A 12,357-nucleotide genomic window follows, 5' to 3' on the forward strand; every position below is an offset into this window, starting at 1 on the left:
CCGCATTGCGTGTCACGCCGATCGCCTGCGCGACCTCTTCCTGGTTCAGCCCCGTCAGCCGGACGGGGCTGCTCCCGGGCATCTGATCAGTGAGCACGGCCAGCCTCAGCAGCGTGCGCGCCAGTCGCACGACCAGGGGCATGGTCTGCAGTTCACCTCGGTGGAGGTCTGACTCACGCATCCTGGCGAGTGCCTGGCGCATCAGATGGATGACCAGTCCGCGTTCCTCGACAAACCGCACGAAGCGCTCGGCGTCCAGGACGACCGCAACACAGGGCGTTAAGGCGACAACGTCTGCCGTGCGTGAAGTTCCATTGAAGACCGAGACCTCGCCAAGGAGGTCCCCCGGCCCTCGGAACGCGAGCCAGGTCTTGGCACCGTTGGGCTCTCGGCACACCACTTTGGCTAACCCGGAGGTGAGGGCCAGGAGGTGTGTCCCGGGCGAACCTTGCCGCAGCATCACGCTGCGCTCCGGAAACATCCTGGTTACGCCTTGACTGCGCAGGTCACGCCAGACTTCATCGGACAGCACGTGTCGCCTTCCCATCACGCCCGCACCGGTGCACATCGGACCCACGAGTTCTACGCCGATGTGTCAGGCGGCATCGACGATCAAGTGACGTTGGCCGAAAGCAATCGTGAAGGTCCGGCTCAGCTCGCTGCTCGGACGCAAGGGCCAGCGCGTGCTCTTGGTAAAGGCCGACAACGGCTCGTCGTAGCCCATCGGTGACCCGCCGTGCTTCTCAATGGGGGATCTTGGGCCGCGCGCCAAAGCTCTCCAGATCAAACCATGCACCGCACCGCCATCGGGGCGGCCAGGTGAGTCTGTTCATGACGGACCACCTACGGCGCCGGACGACGACTAGTGACCGAATCGATCGCTCAGCAGTTGTCTGAACGTGGGGATCCAAGAGAGGCGCATTGGCGTGCCGGCACCGCGAGACGCCAATGCGCGGAAGGTGATGGTGGCCCAGCGCAGCCGAGACACGGCGCCGGAGCTCGCCTTGCGGCGTGCCCTGCACGCATTGGGCTTCCGATACCGCGTGAACCTGCCCATCCCTGGGATGCCGCGGCGCCGTGCCGACGTCACCTTCACTAGGTGGCGGACCGCAGTGTTCGTCCAAGGGTGTTTTTGGCACGCGTGCCAAAAACACCTAAACGCGCCGAAGCATAACTCCGAGTGGTGGAGCCAGAAACTTCAGGGCAACGTTCTCCGGGACGAGGAGACCGACGCACATCTGTTACTCCTGGGCTGGCTGCCGCTGCGCATCTGGGAGCACGAAAGCGTAGATGGTGCCGTTGGCAAAGTAACGGCAACCCTCGCCGCTCGTGACCATCCCCTGGCCCTGCGGCTGCAGATCGAAAAGAACACGAAGTACCCGTCCTGCATCAGGAAGGATGAGAATCGCCCAGCAGCTGGCTCCCGGTCGTCCGCGGCTGACCGGTGGACGTGACACCGTCCGCACCTTGGCGAATCCCCTCGCACGCCTCCAGCAGCAGCCCACCTGCGGAATACCACGAGAACGGTGGAGCTGCCCATCTTTCTGAGTGCCGGGACGGCTACTGCGAGGAGACTGATGCCCGCCTCTCCCTATCGGGCTGTTCATCGCTCCGCATCTGGGAACACGGAGCGTTGAAGACGCCTTCGCCAGAGTGACGACGCTCCTGGCTTACCGCGGCCATCCACGCGCAATCCGTATCGGCGGGGGCCAGAAACGATCGGGCCGGGCGACCCAGAGGCTCACCATGGCCGTCTCCGGGCGCATCATGGAACCAGGACTCCTGGGCGCTCCGCTCGAACGGCCCGGAATCACTTGCGGGCTGTGAGCTCGGCGAGGAGGGCCACAACCGTGGCGGCTCCCACGACAGCGGCACCAGCTTCTGGTGCGTACAGAGCCAGGATGGCGACGATCACACCGACCAGCAGAAGGACAGCAACACGCACACTTGCGGGTTCCATGGACATTCGCCTTCCGTACGGGAGAGAACGGGGATGTGCATCCAGCGTGCGTCCCTCACCGAAGACCTTGACGACCTGAGACGACACCTGACAGCTTCGGCCAAAATTCCCCGCCGCCCGACATGATCTCGGCCGAGAATCGCAGATCTCGTGCATACCTGTCGGCCCGTCTGATTGACAGGATCTGACACAGGCCGACAAGGGGGAATCGCATGGCGGGTGTCCCGTCTTGGAGGAAGCCAGACCTACACGGGCGCCCCGTGCTCAAGAGGCTCAACGACGGCCTGCACGATCTACGACTGGACGCTGGGCTCCCGTCTGCACGAAGCATCCGCGACCGGATCGGGAAGGACGCGCAGGACTATTGGATCGTGAACCACCAGGCGGTGCTGGACACCTTCCAGAGGCCGGACCTCCCCAAGCTTGGCCGTCTGGAGCTCATCGTCGCCGTCCTGTCCGAGGACGCGGGTCGCGACGACCCCGACGGCGAAGTCAAACGGTTCAAGGGGCTATGGAAGCAGGCGTACGACGAGACGGTCGCGCAAGCATCCGTGCAGCCACCGCCCGAAGCCGCCGCTTCGGGCGGTGGCGACGAAGCGAGAATCCCCACCGATCCTGTGGATGCACCTGCACAGGAGGCCGAAGAAACGCATCAGCAAGGCACATCAGCCGATGAGGAGACGCCTCCTGACGTCGACGAAGCGGCTGCACGCGTCAACTACGCGGAGGAGTCCCTGAAGGGGTTGATCATCAACGCGGCGCAGGCCCTATGGGACGACAAGGATGCGTTGCGGGTCTTCCTCGGGATCGTGCGTCGCAGTGAGGGGTTCGTCAGGATGGCTGACGCAGTGTCCGAGCGTCGGCCGGCGAACGCAACATTCTACGGAGTAAGGAGCAGGGAGTTCGAGGTTGATCCTTCTCCGGCACGACACGAGCTTGTCATGCTGCACCGCCTTCTCAACGAACGCAAGATGAAGCTCGGCCTGTCGTTCACCGAGTTGGGTAATCGGACTGCTGTCTCGTCTGACGAATGGATCCGTTGGTATACCCACAAGGAACTACCACGTCGTGACGCGATCGTGGCCTTCTCTCACGTAGCACGCTTGACGCTTGAAGACCACGTCCTCCTGCTCGGCCTTTGGGACGCTGCCCATGAAGCACTGGAGGCGCAGCGCCGCTTCGATGCTCTGCCGACACGGATCAGCTTCGAAGAGGCGTGGTCAATGCGAGAGTCGGCAACCCCGCGGACATGGGTGCTCGCGGGCGTCGCGGGGGAAGAGCAACGAGTCTGCGGCCCTGACCTGGCGACCGGAACTGCGCCGGCCTTCGTCGTGACAGGACCGCCGGGATCTGGACGATCGACTGCGCTGGTGAACATCGCACTCTCGCTGCTCGCCGCTGGCACCCGCGTCGCGCTGGCTACACCCAAAGCATCCCCATTGCAAGAACTGGCTGACCGGAGCGGCGTATTGGCTTGCTGGGTACGCGACGAACTCGGGAGCGAAGATCTAGAGGAGGTTCTGGCGTCGGCATCCCCCGATGAACCGGTCGTCGTGCTGATCGACGACGCGGACGTCCTCGCCGAGTGCGAAGCGAGGCGTCTACTGGAGAGCCTGGTACGACACGGATTCCAGGAGGGTACGGCCCTGGTCGCGGCCCTCCGCGAAGACACACGCCATCTCCGCCTCGGCTGGCTCGGAGAAGCGGTGAAAGCCCATCGTGGCCTTCTGTTGTCCCCACAGGAACGGAGCACCGGCGATGTGATAGGCGTCAGGGTCGGCGACTCCGTCATCGGCCGGCCCATCGCCCCGGGCCGGGGCTGGCTACATCTCGGCGACGGCAAGCTAGTGGCTGTGGCCGTGCCGGGGTGATGCCGTGGCTTCGCCTGCTCGGCTCCACCTCGGCTGAACCGCAGCTTCTGGATCGCACGGCCTTCCACGGGGTCATACGGCTCCAGCGGGGCACACCGCGGCTGCGGGGCCCCGAGGGCAGGGGCCGACCAACGTCCCACCTTGGTGCGGTCGGGGGTGTTCAGCGGTCCTCCACGATGAAGCACGCCCGTTCGTAGAGTTCGTCGAAGGTGATGACTTCGACGTCCTGAATCGACCGCCTGTACTGCTCGAAGGAGGTGTTCTTCTCCGGGTTCGCCGCACCGCGCTCGGTGAACTCGCTGAGGGTTCCGATCACCAGCACCTGTCGGGGGCGGGCGGTGGAGATTTCAATGTCGGTCGGGGCACCATCGTCCTGGTAGAGCCTGTGTAGTTGGCCTGTGACCAGTCGTAGAGCCTTGTGAGCAGTTTTCTGCACCTGCGCCACGGCACCAACGACCTCCTTGGAGACCTGGTAGACGTCCGGAGGCCGGTACGGCGCACTGGCCAGCAAGGGGGTCATGTGGGTCTTGATCTCGCAGAGCAGCAGGCTACTGATGAAGCCCTTGGAACGCATGACGGCGTCACTACGCTTTCCCGCCCCAGTGAAGATGTTGGCGCCAGTCGTGATGCGCTCCAGTTTGCCGTCGTCGAGGGGTTCGCAGGCGACGAGGTTGAGGCCGTACCCGAAGATCCATGGGTTCTCCTCGAAGAAGCTCTGCCAGACCGCCTCCGGCCCTGCCAGCTGGCCGCGCTCCTACTCGAAGAACTCGGGGTCAGCCAGCAGATTCTTGAACCGCTGGAGTTGCGACTTGCGGTTACTGATTCGGCGAATGTCCTCATCAGTGAGGGTGCCACCGATGGCGGTCCTGACGGCTTCGAGGAGCGTCCTGCGGTCCTGGTCAGCGAGCAGGCGGGCCAACTCAGCCTCGTCGCCGACTGCCAGCCGTCGTCTGCCTCCCGGGATGTTCTCCAACCCCACACAGTTCTGTACGAAGCAGATGACCTTCCAAAAGTTCTCGTGGACATCGCTGGCGTCTACGAGCGCCTTGACGATCTGAGCGGTCTCGGTGCCGGGTATGACCTCCATGACCGCTGCCCGCGCGGCCTTAGCCTTGTCCTTCTTCCACAGTTTGATCCTCGGCGAGAGGACACCGTCCTTGTTGATGAGGGTGACGTTGCAGAGCGTTGCCACCAGCGGCCGGTCGTCGAGGAGGAAGTCAGTGACCATCCGCCCCGTGTGGGTGTCGTAGAAGTAGGAGAATCCGTCGCCTCGGACTTCAAGGTCGGCGAAGTCCTGGCGTGTGACATCGAATTCTGTCGACGGGAAGCTGATGCGGAAGCCACGAACGACCTGGGGATCGGGCTGGGCCGTACGGCTGCTCCAGTCCTGCGGGATGGCTGGGAGCGGCCCTATGTCGCCCTCGACCACGAGGGACTGGACATCTGCGCGGCGGAGGCGCGTGAGCACGGCTTGCAGCCGCTGCCAGATCGCGTCAGTGACCGGTTTGGCGAACGCAGGCAGAAGCACGGAATCCACCATGAGGACAGCTTCGTACGTATCGGCCGTCCAACCATCACCAGGCATAGGGTGGTAGAAGCCACCGTCACGGCGCAGCGTCAGAACTGCCGGGCGAAGCAGGTCTCGGGCGGCTTCCTCTCCGTCACGATCGAGGAGGCTGTACGTCTGCCCGAGAACTAGGTCGAGTTTGCCGGTGTCGTCGTCATCAAGGGGAAGCGAGACCAGCGGGCCGGTGGCCTGCGTGGGGACCGGCGTGTAAACGGGCCGGCCCGAGAGGAACTCGAAGGCTCGGAGGGCCCAGCCGTCGGGTCCAAGGAGGTGGTTCAGCCTCTCGGCACGTTGGGACGAGTGGTCGACATCGGGCTGTGCTTCTGGATGGACGAGCCGCGCCAGGAAGGCGAGAAGCACCTCGTCGGGACCGTCCAGGAGTTGGAAGCGAGGATCTTCGAAGATCCAGTCGTCGAGCCAGTCCAACGGATTGTTGACTCGATGCTGGACGATGTCGTCACGCGCCGTCGTGAACCTGGAGTCTGTCGACACCAAGCTATCCAGGTCGTACAGGCTCTCCAGGAAGTCGATCTCGTCGAGCCGTCCCCACCAGGGGCCGCCCTCGCCATGCAGATAGTCAAAGATGCCGCGTCGCGTCACCGACGTGATCCTCGGCTTACTACGCGGCGCCGGGAAGGGTTCGGACTGAGTCATGCACCCAGGATGGACGTTCTTCGGTCCACCACGGGGGCTGTTGGAGACTCTTGAACCTCATGACTTCAATGGGTGACGGCGTTATGCAGAGCTCCCGCGTCTCTTCTCCCCTCCCCCGTACCTCAGGCGCATGACGAAGTCCCGAATGACAACGGGTGCAGTCGCCGAGCAGATCGGGGCGAAGCACGACGGCACAGCCGGTCGTCCGTGGCCAAGCAAGCTGGTAGGGAGGCGTGGTGCGAGCCGCCTCTGATCACGGGAAGGTGCAGGTCAGGTCAGGAGCCGCTGTGCCAGGCCGGGCAGCACTGAAAAGGGTCCCGCTGGCTAGCTCTTAAGTGGTTCTATGGTCGCCTGATGGTGTGGACCGGTGGTGGGGCCCGCTGTTCGGTAGCAGCCAGAATCCTTCGTGGACGCTGCCCGGTCCACCTCGGCAAGGCTCGGGGCGGGAGCGGCCAGGACTTCCCGCCTCGATACCGAAGGTGAAGCACGATCCTTCAGGGAAGTAGAGCGGGAGCGATGGCATCAGTAGAACAGCAAGTGAAGAGCGCCGACAGCGTGATCTGCCAGAACCTTGCCAACCCAGTGGGCGACCGGGGCTTCCTCTCACAGAACGTGCTGGGGCAGCTCCGGAATCTCGTCGAGGGGCTTGCTGTCTGGGCGCACCTCAACGATCGCTCGACTGAGTTTCACTACAACCAGGTCGGGCCAGCTCTGGATGCTGTTAAGGCACTTGCCAAGTTCAGGCTTCTGAGCAGATTCCATGGCTTGCTCCAAGCCAGTGTCTCGCACTACACACTGGATCGCGATCCGTCTGAGCGATTGATGCTGAAATACTACGAGTACCTACTCCGCACCCGCGACCTGGCACAGGATCTCCTCGGAATCAAAATTCTGCACAACATCGAACAGTTTCCGATCGACCTCGACCCCTCATTGCGTGAATACTACGAGAAGATCGCTGCCCGCATCGAGCGGCCCCAAACAGCGTCGCCCTCAAGGTCACATCGCGAGCGGTACTATATTCACAGCTCGCGCCCCTTCTTCGTCTCCGGCCGCATCTACTACGAAGTGACCTTCCATATCGCCCACGACCGGACGAGCAAGTTCGATCGCATCATTGGGTTTACCGATATCGATGTCACCGACAAATATGCGGCCAGTCTCGAGCTGGCGAGCGACACGATCGAGGTGCTCGGCCAAACGATGCCGATCACACTGATCCGATCCTGGGCGGTGTCAATTCGGCCGTGTGAGTTCAACAATTTCGCGCGCCTCTTCGACGCCTCGCACGGAAAGGTCAGTACGTCGCATTCCGAGTACCGCAACCTGATGCGGTACCTCACGACAACACGATCAAGTCTGCTTGATTTCATGGATATGACCGACGCGGCCTACGGCTCACTCCACTCTTGGGCACTAGATGGCGATCTGCGAAGTGCGTCTATCTTCCCCGTCCTTGATCGCGCGCGGTCGCTCATCCGCAACGATCTGCCAGGTTCTCGTCTGTTGCGGTACCTCATGCTGCGCATGAACAATCGTGTCATCAAGGGTCAGTTCCATGTCGACCCATGTTCTGCGCTCTCCGGGCTGCGCGTCTCCTGGAGTTGCAAGCCCTTCGATACAATGCCGTTCTGCACATCACCACGCAAACACAATCCGCGCTTTGGGGATCTTGCCGAGAGTCTGGACGCGAGGAGTCGGCGGCACGAGCTGCTGGCCAGGCGAGTCAGGAGCAATGTCGAACAGCAGGGTGTGATCTATACGCCGGCAGCCGAGCTAGAGGACCTCGGTGACGTCGACGAGCTGATCGCGCGCCACAATCGGATGCTCCCACCCACTGAACGACACGCGCCCCGGAAGCTGGCTCATGAGAATGGCCACGTGTTCATCGTCGGGTACGAGGACGACACGGTCTCGATCATCGACAAGCTCCGGGAAATCTCTGCCAGCGGGGTACCCCAACACAGCAACGACGTGCAGACATGGATTGGTGCCAACCCAGGCGCAATCGATGACCCGTTGAAGGCTTCGGCCCTGACGGAGTTGTTCGAGCACTCGAAGGTCGCCCTCGTCTACGGCGCGGCCGGTACGGGAAAATCGACGATGGTGAATCACATCGCGAACTACTTCGAGGGCGCACGGAAGCTGTTCCTGGCGCACACCAATCCGGCTGTCGACAACCTGAAGAGACGAGTGCAGGCGCCGAACACCGAATTCAGCACGATTAGCAAGCACGTACGCAACGGTACGTCGTTTGGCGCAACGTACGACGTATTGGTGATCGACGAGTGCAGCACGGTGAGCAATGCAAGCCTGCTCGAAGTACTTGAGAAGACTTCCTTCGATCTGCTCGTACTCGTTGGCGACGTCTACCAGATCGAATCGATCGAGTTTGGCAACTGGTTCAGCATCATCCGGTCGTACATCCCGAGTGAGTCTGTCTTCGAACTCACAGAGCCCTTCCGGACCACCAATCAGGGTCTTCTCACACTGTGGGGCAGGGTGCGGAACCTGGACGACCACATCGAAGAGTCGCTCTCCAAGAATGGCTACTCGACGGTTCTAGGAGACTCGCTCTTTCAGCATCGAAGTGACGACGAGATCATGCTCTGCCTTAACTATGACGGTCTGTATGGCATCAACAACGTCAACCGGTTCTTGCAGGCGAGTAACCCGAATCCGGCCGTGGTCTGGGGCGAGTCTACGTACAAGGTCGGCGATCCCGTTCTTTTCAGCGAGTCCGATCGGTTCAGTCCAGTCATCTTCAATAACCTTAAAGGCAAGATCGTCAGAATTGATCGCGCGCCTGGCCGTATCACATTCGATGTGAATCTCGAACGAGATGTCACTGAAGTTGACGTATTCTTCGCAGGTCTGCGCTGGATAGAAGGCTCCACCGTCCAGTTCGATGTATTCGAGCGCGGTAACAGCGACGATGACGGCGACTCGGTCACCACTGTGGTGCCGTTTCAGATCGCCTACGCCATATCGATCCATAAAGCACAGGGCGTTGAGTACAATTCGGTTAAGGTTGTCATCACGGATGCGAACGAGGAGAGCGTCTCCCACAGCATCTTTTACACCGCGATCACGCGCGCTCGGGAGCGTCTCGAAGTGTTCTGGACTCCGGAAACGCAGCATCGAATCCTGAGAAGTCTCGCAGTGCGTGAGAACACGAAGGACGAGCATCTGATGAAGATCCGCCGAGGTTTGGTCCCTGTCGAGAAGCGACCGAAGCGCCAAAAGACGCGCCAGATGCCGTAGATGTTGTAGATGCTGGTAGCTGGGGCGGCGGGGCATCCCCCTACCGCCCCTCCGCCGCTGAGGGCTCGCGCCTGACCGGGAGCGACCTACATTGCCAGTGCCTCCAGTTTCTGGCCTCGTTGCTTCCGACCGGCGTCGACGGATGAAGCCTGATGCGGCTCGGGGCGGTCGTGGCACTCTTGGCAGCGAGGTAACACACAGACGGGCGTGTCCCGGGAGGTGCAGGATGGGATGCACCTCCTTGGCCGTCAGGTTGTCGGTGATCGGATCCCGTACTTCATGCCCTGCCAGTAGTGCGAACAACTGGCACTGCCCCGGGCTCGGTCACAACCGCCAGCAGGCCAGCGCCGCCGTCGAACGGTAGCCATGTCGACGTCACCCGTGACGCGTCAAGTGCGGGAAGTGCGGGGCAAGGAGATCAATTGCTTCCTCCCAGCGGAAGTGGGCCGCACCCCCAACGGACTTCGGGCGGTGTGGCACGTAGCTGCCGAATATCACGCCCATTTCGCGCAGCTCATCAACGCTGCGCCGATACGCGTGATGGGCAGCGAGCGCGGTGTTCACGTAGGGGATCACCACGGTGGGGATGCCCATGCCGGGAGCCTCACAGAGGGTGCCGAGTGCGAGGTTGTCCGCGAAGCCAGCCGCCCACTTGTTGACCGTGTTGAACGTGGCCGGTGCGACTGCGATGGCGTCGGCCCGCGGATACGAGCGCGCATCGCCGGCTGAGCGCCAGGCAGAGCGGATTGGGTAACCGGTCTGGTTCTCGATCACCCTGCTGTCGAGGAAGTCAAGACCCATCGGGGTAGCGACAACGACGACCTCCCAGCCCCGTTCCTGCGCCGCGGTGATGAGTTTGCCGACATCGTCGGCAATCCCGGCCGCGCACACGACGATGTACACGAAGAGCTTGCGCTGCGGCTCAGTCACGCGGGTACTCCCAGTCGACAGCTGAAGTGGCGGAGCTCTAGCAGCGTACGACGACGGCCCCGGGCAGCAGCGGCCTCGCAGGACTCCTCCGGCCCATCTTGCCGACCGGGAACTGTCAGGGCAGTCTCTCTGCCCAGGCCCTGATCCGCGCCGACGCATTGGCCACCGCAGTGACCTCGCACCCTCCACAGGGAGCCCACACGCCAGATCCAGTCGGCGGGGAGCGCAGCAGTCGTGGCCGTCGCCACATGGACCGCCCCCTCACCACGACCTATCGGGGTGAGGTTGGCCGACACCATGCAAACGCCTGGCGAGGGGGCGTTAGGATCACGGCCCATGGCTGCGCCCCCTCTTGAGTACACATCGGATCACGACAGGGCCCGGACCCTGGCTCAGCAATTAAGAGCCCTCCGGGAGGCAAAAGGCTGGAGCCGTGAGCGGCTGGCGAAGGAGGCCGGAATCCAGCCGAAGACCCTCGCCCGTGTCGAGAGTGGCGGTGCGATCCAGCCAGGTTTCTTCACGATCGGCTCCTTGGCCGCGGCTTTAGAAGTTTGCCTGGATGACCTCTTCCGCCCGCCCACGCCAGCACCTGGGCTGTGGTCCGCCGGCTACGAGGGACGGGACATCGATTCCTTCGTCGCCTCCCTCGTCGAGAGCGGTATCGATGTCGTGGCCGACGTCCGGCTGAACGCGATCAGCCGCAAGCCAGGCTTCAGCAAGACCCGCCTCGATCAGGCCCTCGCCAAGGCCGGCATCGAATACATCCACCTCCGGGCCCTGGGGAACCCCAAGGACAACCGGGCGCCGTTCTGGGAAGGCCGGCTCAGCGTGGGCCGGGCTCACTTCCGAAGCCTGCTGGGGTCCGACGTGGCCCAGACGGCCCTGGACCAGCTCACCGAACGGGCGAGCCGGTCCCGCGTGGCCGTTCTGTGCTTCGAGCAGGACGAAAGCCGCTGCCACCGCCACGTGGTGCTGACCGAGATCCGCAAGCGCATCGACGTAACCGTGACGCCGTTGGCCTAACTTCGCCCCTACTCCCCGCACGCACCCTTGTCCGAGCAGTCGGTCTCCCGTCAAATCTGACGGAGTGTTGGGCGAAGGGGGGCGCCATGACCGGAACATGGCAGCGCGCACGCATCATGATCACCGTCAAGACCTATCCCGAACTGTCCACCAAGTACCGGGAGACGAGCTGCGTCGCGGGCATACGACTGGACCAGGGAGAACCGCAGCACGTACGGCTCTTCCCGGTTCCCTTCCGACTGCTGGCCGAGGAGGCACAGTTCGCCAAGTACTCAGTCGTCGAGCTCGACGTCCGGACGCATCCGGGCGACAGGCGCCCGGAGAGCCTGCGTCCGAACCTCGACACCCTCAAGGTGCTCGACCGGATACCCCCCACCAACGGCTGGCGGCATCGGTACGCACACGTGGAGCCGCTGGTCGCCCCCTCGCTGTGCGCCATCAAGCGTGATCAGGAAACGAACCGGACCTCGCTCGGCGTTTTTCGTCCGACCGAGATCACGGGCTTCCGGCTCGCCCCCGCTGAGCCTTGGCCCACCTCCAAAGCCGCCATGGCCGATCAGATGGACCTTCTAGACCAGGACCTCCGCTGCCTGGAGTGGGTGCCCCTGGAATTTCGCTACACCTTCCGCTGCGCGGACGACGACTGCCCGAGCCACGATATGGCCCTCAGGGACTGGGAGGCCGGCGAGTCCTACCGGAAGTTCCTGCGCAAGTACGGTGAGGCCGATGTCCGCGAGAAGCTGCGTGAGCGGTGGTATGAGCGCATGGTCACCCCGAACCGCGCCGTACATCTCTTCGTCGGCAACATCGCCGCCCACCCCAGGACCTTCATGTTGCTCGGTCTCTTCTACCCCGAACGATCCGTGGTGGCGGGGGGTATCCAGGAGGGTCTGTTCCCCCTGTGAACGAGCAGCCGCACCCAACCGCGAGCACCGCCGTGCAAACAGCGGCCACCTGCTCCTGACCCGCTGCCACTACGCCCCGTAGCCTGTCACGGCACACGGATCAGGGTCCCGACCAGCGGCGATCCTCCTCCAGAGGCAGCCGCTGGGGAGAATCTGGGGAGAATGGAGGCCCATTGGGGAGCG

10 protein-coding genes are annotated in these 12,357 nt (G+C 63.1%); 5 read left to right on the forward strand and 5 right to left on the reverse strand.

Annotation, left to right across the window (positions count from 1 at the left end; all coding sequences use genetic code 11):
- On the reverse strand, positions 1 to 532 hold a 532-nt coding region (locus tag ABT106_RS19115; RefSeq protein ID WP_351278622.1), incomplete at its 3' end, for a Crp/Fnr family transcriptional regulator.
- A 63-nt stretch (positions 533 to 595) separates the two neighbouring features.
- A complete protein-coding gene (locus ABT106_RS19120) occupies positions 596 to 724 on the reverse strand; it encodes a hypothetical protein (protein WP_351278624.1) in 129 nt (42 codons plus the stop codon).
- 202 nt (positions 725 to 926) lie between these two features.
- Between ABT106_RS19120 and ABT106_RS19125 the strand changes: the two genes are divergently transcribed.
- Entirely contained in the window at positions 927 to 1,454 is a 528-nt protein-coding gene (locus ABT106_RS19125; protein WP_351278627.1) for a very short patch repair endonuclease, read from the forward strand.
- A gap of 766 nt (positions 1,455 to 2,220) precedes the next feature.
- Complete coding sequence (locus ABT106_RS19130; RefSeq protein ID WP_351278630.1) at positions 2,221 to 3,831, forward strand: AAA family ATPase; 1,611 nt, start codon at positions 2,221 to 2,223, stop codon at positions 3,829 to 3,831.
- Between the two features lie 160 nt (positions 3,832 to 3,991).
- Here the strand turns inward: ABT106_RS19130 and ABT106_RS19135 are convergent, their stop codons facing one another.
- Positions 3,992 to 4,573 (reverse strand): Shedu immune nuclease family protein, encoded by a 582-nt coding sequence (locus ABT106_RS19135; RefSeq protein ID WP_351278677.1) that lies wholly within the window; start codon positions 4,571 to 4,573, stop codon positions 3,992 to 3,994.
- A gap of 12 nt (positions 4,574 to 4,585) precedes the next feature.
- Positions 4,586 to 6,052, reverse strand: a complete 1,467-nt coding sequence (locus ABT106_RS19140; protein ID WP_351278632.1) for an AbiJ-related protein — start codon at positions 6,050 to 6,052, stop codon at positions 4,586 to 4,588.
- Between the two features lie 516 nt (positions 6,053 to 6,568).
- On the opposite strand from ABT106_RS19140, the gene ABT106_RS19145 reads away from it, so the two are divergent.
- Positions 6,569 to 9,316, forward strand: coding sequence for an ATP-dependent DNA helicase (locus ABT106_RS19145; protein ID WP_351278634.1), 2,748 nt, complete (start codon positions 6,569 to 6,571; stop codon positions 9,314 to 9,316).
- 375 nt (positions 9,317 to 9,691) lie between these two features.
- On the opposite strand, the gene ABT106_RS19150 is transcribed toward ABT106_RS19145, so the two are convergent.
- Positions 9,692 to 10,246, reverse strand: coding sequence for a flavoprotein (locus ABT106_RS19150; protein WP_351278637.1), 555 nt, complete (start codon positions 10,244 to 10,246; stop codon positions 9,692 to 9,694).
- A gap of 336 nt (positions 10,247 to 10,582) precedes the next feature.
- Between ABT106_RS19150 and ABT106_RS19155 the strand changes: the two genes are divergently transcribed.
- The gene (locus ABT106_RS19155; protein ID WP_351278640.1) at positions 10,583 to 11,269 is read left to right on the forward strand and encodes a DUF488 family protein, N3 subclade; all 687 of its coding nucleotides are present in this window, start codon (positions 10,583 to 10,585) and stop codon (positions 11,267 to 11,269) included.
- An 86-nt stretch (positions 11,270 to 11,355) separates the two neighbouring features.
- Positions 11,356 to 12,174 carry a DUF8758 domain-containing protein gene (locus ABT106_RS19160; protein ID WP_351278642.1) on the forward strand — a complete coding sequence of 273 codons (819 nt, stop codon included), beginning with the start codon at positions 11,356 to 11,358 and terminating at the stop codon, positions 12,172 to 12,174.
- Positions 12,175 to 12,357 lie beyond the last annotated feature (183 nt).

Origin of the sequence: Streptomyces sp. NPDC002044, from assembly GCF_040296725.1 — a bacterium.
GTDB lineage: Bacteria > Actinomycetota > Actinomycetes > Streptomycetales > Streptomycetaceae > Streptomyces > Streptomyces antarcticus.

Coding starts and splice junctions, on each gene's coding strand:
- ABT106_RS19120 (WP_351278624.1), bottom strand. CDS start 724: ATGGGCTACGACGAGCCGTTGTCGGCCTTTACCAAGAGCACGCGCTGG.
- ABT106_RS19140 (WP_351278632.1), bottom strand. CDS start 6,052: ATGACTCAGTCCGAACCCTTCCCGGCGCCGCGTAGTAAGCCGAGGATC.
- ABT106_RS19145 (WP_351278634.1), top strand. CDS start 6,569: ATGGCATCAGTAGAACAGCAAGTGAAGAGCGCCGACAGCGTGATCTGC.
- ABT106_RS19155 (WP_351278640.1), top strand. CDS start 10,583: ATGGCTGCGCCCCCTCTTGAGTACACATCGGATCACGACAGGGCCCGG.
- ABT106_RS19160 (WP_351278642.1), top strand. CDS start 11,356: ATGACCGGAACATGGCAGCGCGCACGCATCATGATCACCGTCAAGACC.